This is a genomic window from Oryzihumus sp., assembly GCF_036391795.1.
Lineage (GTDB): Bacteria > Actinomycetota > Actinomycetes > Actinomycetales > Dermatophilaceae > Oryzihumus.
Map to the genome: position 1 here is coordinate 1 of NZ_DASVZH010000178.1, position 4,643 is coordinate 4,643.

Annotated in this window: 5 protein-coding genes; 2 read left to right on the plus strand and 3 right to left on the minus strand. The window is 74.6% G+C overall.

The window, feature by feature from the left end; all coding sequences use genetic code 11:
* The 3 genes from VF825_RS10625 to VF825_RS10635 form a co-directional block, all read right to left on the minus strand.
* Positions 1 to 456, minus strand: a 456-nt coding sequence (locus tag VF825_RS10625; protein WP_331113003.1) for a hypothetical protein, incomplete at its 3' end; no start/stop codon positions are given.
* Positions 453 to 2,270 (minus strand): glycoside hydrolase family 15 protein, encoded by a 1,818-nt coding sequence (locus VF825_RS10630; protein WP_331113005.1) that lies wholly within the window; start codon positions 2,268 to 2,270, stop codon positions 453 to 455. The genes VF825_RS10630 and VF825_RS10625, both read right to left, overlap by 4 nt.
* Before the next feature lie 11 nt (positions 2,271 to 2,281).
* On the minus strand, positions 2,282 to 2,953 hold the full coding sequence (locus VF825_RS10635) for an FHA domain-containing protein (RefSeq protein ID WP_331113007.1): 672 nt from the start codon (positions 2,951 to 2,953) through the stop codon (positions 2,282 to 2,284).
* 202 nt (positions 2,954 to 3,155) lie between these two features.
* Here VF825_RS10635 and VF825_RS10640 point away from each other — a divergent pair, with 202 nt between their 5' ends.
* Both VF825_RS10640 and VF825_RS10645 read left to right on the plus strand, forming a co-directional pair.
* Entirely contained in the window at positions 3,156 to 3,989 is an 834-nt protein-coding gene (locus VF825_RS10640) for a glycerophosphodiester phosphodiesterase (RefSeq protein ID WP_331113009.1), read from the plus strand.
* An 82-nt stretch (positions 3,990 to 4,071) separates the two neighbouring features.
* Positions 4,072 to 4,578, plus strand: a complete 507-nt coding sequence (locus VF825_RS10645) for a PepSY domain-containing protein (RefSeq protein ID WP_331113011.1) — start codon at positions 4,072 to 4,074, stop codon at positions 4,576 to 4,578.
* Positions 4,579 to 4,643 lie beyond the last annotated feature (65 nt).

Here is a 4,643-nt window from a genome sequence, read left to right on the forward strand (position 1 = left end):
CAGCGGCAGCAGCGGCGCCTCGGCCGGGGCATCGGACTCCGCGGCACCCCCCAGCAGGATCGCGGTGAAGCCGGGCGCGACGCGGTGCTCCACCCACGCCAGCGACTCCCGCCCGCTGACACGTTGCTCGTGCAGCCCGCGGACGAGGGCGTCGGTGTCCCCGGAGGCGAGGAGCACCGGCCCGGCAGCCGTGTCCAGCAGGAGCACGAACCCGGGCACGGCGTCGGGGTCCTCGACCGTCCCCAGCAGCGCGGCCACCCGGCGGGCCCGCATGCGCCCGGTGGGGTCGGACTCCAGGGCGCAGGCGGCGAGCAGGTCGCGGGCGACGTCGACCTGGGCGCCCTCGATCGTGGGCATGACGAGCACGGCGTCGCCGCTGCGGTGCACGACGCCGGAGCCGGGGTGCACGACGACCCGCGAGCCCTCGCCCAGCGCGCGGGGCACCGGGCTGCTCATCGTCGCTCCGGCGACAGGGCGCGGTCGAGGTTGACCGCGGCGCTGATCAGGGCCAAGTGGGTGAACGCCTGCGGGACGTTGCCCAGCGCCTCGCCGGACGGGCCGATCTCCTCGGCGTACAGGCCGAGGTGGTTGGCGTAGGTGAGCATCTTCTCGAAGGTCTGGCGCGCCTGCTCCAGCCGACCTGCCCGGGTGAGCGCCTCGACATACCAGAAGGAGCAGAGGTTGAACGTGCCCTCGCCCTCCTCGAAGCCGTCGCTGCCGTCGGTGCGGTAGCGCTGGACCAGGCTGTCGGTGACGAGCTCGTGCTCGATCCGGTCGAGCGTGGCAAGGAAGCGGGGGTCCTGGGGACCGGTGAACTTCACCAGCGGCATCACCAACGCACCGGCGTCCAGCGTGGTGCTGCCCGGGTACTGCACGTAGGCCTGCAGGCTCGGGCTCCACGCCTGCTCCTGCACCTGCAGGTAGGCGCGGTCGGCGGCATCACGCCACCGGGCCAGCGGGGCGGGCAGCCCGCGTTGGCGCGCGATCCGCTCGGCCCGCTCGAAGGCCACCCAGGTCATCAGCGTGGAGTAGGTGAACCGGCGCATCGGGCCGCGGACCTCCCACACGCCGCAGTCCGGCTCCTCCCAGTGCTTCTCCAGCCAGTCCAGCTGCCGGCACAGGGCCACCCACAGGCTGTAGGAGATCGGCTGGCCGTGCTTGTTGAACAGGTAGACCGAGTCCATGAGCTCGCCGTGGATGTCGAGCTGGCGCTGGTCGGCCGCGCCGTTGCCGACCCGCACCGGGCGCGACCCGCGGTAGCCGGCGAGGTGTGCCAGCTCCTGCTCCGGCGGTGAGGGCTCGCCGTCGACGGCGTAGAGCACCTGCAGGCTCTCCCCGGGTGGGGCGTCGAGGCAGCGGGCCTCCAGCCAGGTGGTGAACGCCGCCGCCTCCTCGGTGAACCCCAGGGCCATCAACCCGTACACCGTGAACGCGGCGTCGCGCACCCAGGTGTAGCGGTAGTCCCAGTTGCGGGTGCCGCCGAGCGCCTCGGGCAGCGAGGTCGTCGCCGCCGCGACCAGGGCACCGGTCGGCTGGTGCACCAGGAGCTTGAGCGTCAGCGCCGAGCGCTCGACCATCTCGCGGTAACGACCGCGGTAGCGCGACTGCCGGATCCAGCCCTGCCAGAACGCGGTCGTGGTCTCCAGCAGGGCCTCGACCTCGACCAGGTCCAGTGGCCGCGGAGAGCCCTGCCGGGACAGGGACAGCGCGATCGTCTCGCCCTCCTCCAGGACCGGCCGGCCCACGGCGGCGGACCCGTCGGCGTGCAGCGGGACGGTGGAGCGCAGCACCAGCCGTCCGGCCGCCGAGGAGAAGAACGCCCCGGAGCCCTCGACCACGTCGACCTCCCCGTGCACCCGGCCGTAGTCGAAGGCCGGCTCGCACCGGATGTCGACCTCGACCCGGCCGCGGACCGCGCGCACCTTGCGGACCAGCTGGTGGGCGCTGCGGTGGTCGGCCGAGCCGTGCGCGTGCGGGACCATGAAGTCGACCACCTCGAGCACGGCGTGCTCCCCGAGGAACCGGGTCAGCAGCACGTTGGAGTCGGGCAGGTACATCTGCTTGGTCCGCGTGGCGCCCACCGCCCGCACCGTGAACCGGCCGCCGCGCTCGCCGTCGAGCAGCGCGGCGAACACCGAGGGGGAGTCGAAGCGGGGCAGGCACAGCCAGTCGATGTCCCCCTCGGTGGAGACCAGGGCCGCGGTGTGCAGGTCCCCGATGACGCCGTGGTCCTCGATCGCGGCCTGTCCGGTATGCCGTGTGCCCGCCACCGCTGCCTGCCCTACAGCTCGCGCCGGGAGACCAGGCCCAGGGAGATGGCCCGCTCGACGAGCTTGGCCCGCTTCTGGTTCTGCGGCAGGTCCTCGATGTGGAACTTCTGGAACAGCGTGCGCAGGTGGGTCTTGACCGCGTCGACGCTGAGGTAGAGCTCACTGGCGATCTGCTGGTTGGACGCGGGGGTGGCGAAGCCGGAGGAGTCCCGGTAGGGGCGGCACAGCGCGGTCAGGACCTGGCGCTGCGTGGGCGAGAGCGACCCGACCGTGACCATGCCGTCGGCGACCTTGGTCTCCTGCGACCGGCCCCGCTGGCCCGAGCGGTAGGTGAAGGACGTGCCCCCGAGCACGAAGGTGTCACCGTCGCGCAGGCGCCTGCGCCCGGTGAGGCGCTCGCCGTTGAGGTAGGTCCCGTTGCGGGACAGCCCGTCGTCCACCAGTGTCCAGTCGCGCCCGACCGGCTCGAGCTGGGCGTGCACCCGGGAGACGGCCTCGTCCCAGCCGAGCTGGACGTCGCAGCCGGAGCCGCGGCCGAGGGTCATGGTGCGCCCGGGCTGGAGCGTGACGAACTGCCGCTCCCCGCCGCCGTCGGGATAGGTGAGGAACGGCCCTTCGGTCCAGCCGATCCCGACCCGGGGCGGCGCGGGAGCAGGGCCCTGACCAGCTGCGGGGTCGTCCATGGCCGCTCCGTGCGTGCGCTCGTCCGTCCAGTCTACGACCCCGGCCGGGCCGTCACCGGGCGCTCGCGGGCCCCCCAAGGGGGTGGTTTGCCGACACCTTGCGCGGGCGCGCCAACACCTGCGGTGCCTGCCCCGGGCCGGGCCCGCCCGGGCACCGTCGTCGGTGTCAGCAGCAGCACGCGTCGACGGAGGGAGCACCGCGATGACACCGATCACCGCCACCACGGGTGCCGGCCCCGGCACGGTCATCTCCTCCCGCCCGGGCGTCCCGCACGCAGCGGTGGCACCGCGTGTGTTCGCGCACCGGGGGCTGGCCGGCCTGCGCCGGCCGGAGAACTCCGTGGCGGCGGTGGCGGCTGCGCTCATGCTCGGCGCCGACGGCGTCGAGGTCGACGTCCGCCTCAGCGCCGACGGCGTGCTGGTGTGCAGCCACGACCCGCACCTGACCGCCGCCGACGGGCGCCAGGTGGAGATCGCCGGTGCCCCGGCGGCCGAGCTGCTGGCACTGGACCTGGGGGCCGGGCACCACCCGGCGACCCTGACCGACGTGCTTGCGGTGGTCGGCGCCCACGGACGCCGGGTCGTCGTCGAGGCCAAGGCGGTCGACCTGCCCGGCTACGCCGCCCGGCTGGGCCACGAGCTGGCCCGGGTCCTCGGCCCGGCGCCCGAGCGGGTGACGGTCTCGAGCTTCGACCCCGACCTGCTCGCCGCGCTGCAGCCGGTGCTGCGCCCGCGCCGGGTGCCCACCGCCCTGCTCGGTCGCCCGGGCACCGCCCTGACCGGCCTGCTGCGCCAGGCCGTCGACGCCGGCCACGACGAGGTGCACCCGGCCCTGTCCGCCGTCCTCGACGCACCGGCCGCCGTGACGACCGCGCGCCGGCTCGGCGTCGCGCTCACCCCGTGGACCGTCAACCGCCGCAGCGACCTGCGCCAGGTCGCGGCCCTCGGCGTCGCCGCCCTCATCACCGACCACCCGGCGCGGGCCCGCGAGGTCCTGGGCCGGGTCCCGGCGGACGCCGGCACCCGTGCCGGCTGAGCCACGGCCCCACCGTGGCCGGCCGCCTCCGCACCACACCAGGTGACCACCCGGGTCACCGACAAGGAAAGGAAACCCACCGATGAACGTCATCACCCGTCACCGTCCCGCCGTCCTCGGCATCGTCCTGGCCGGAGTACTCGGGGCCACCGCGGTCGTCCTGGGCGGTGCGACCTCGGCCGCGCCGGTCGATGCCACCACCATGGCCGCACCGGCCGAGGGCGCCGCGGGCGGGCACGCCCACCCGTCGCGGCCGCACACGGTCAGCCTCGACCAGGCACGTCAGGTGGCCCTCTCCGCCGTGCCCGGCCACGTCGTCCTGACCTCGCGTTCGGCGACCGGCTCCGGCACGGCCTTCGCGGTCACGGTCGCCCGCACCGACGGCAGCGCCGTCGAGGTGGACGTCGATGCCGCCACCGGCATGGTCGTCGCGACCAGGACCGACTCCGACGAGCAGCCCGCCGAGCGCGCCGGCAACCACCCCGAGGACGAGGAGACCTCCACCCCTGCCACCACCACGGCGCCGGAGGACGTCCAGCGCCAGCAGGACCGCATCGAGCGCCACAGCGGTCCCCAGTTCCGCGAGTGAGCCCAGGCACCCGCGGTCGCCCTGTCCGCGGCACACCCTCGAGGTCGACGAAACCCACACCACCC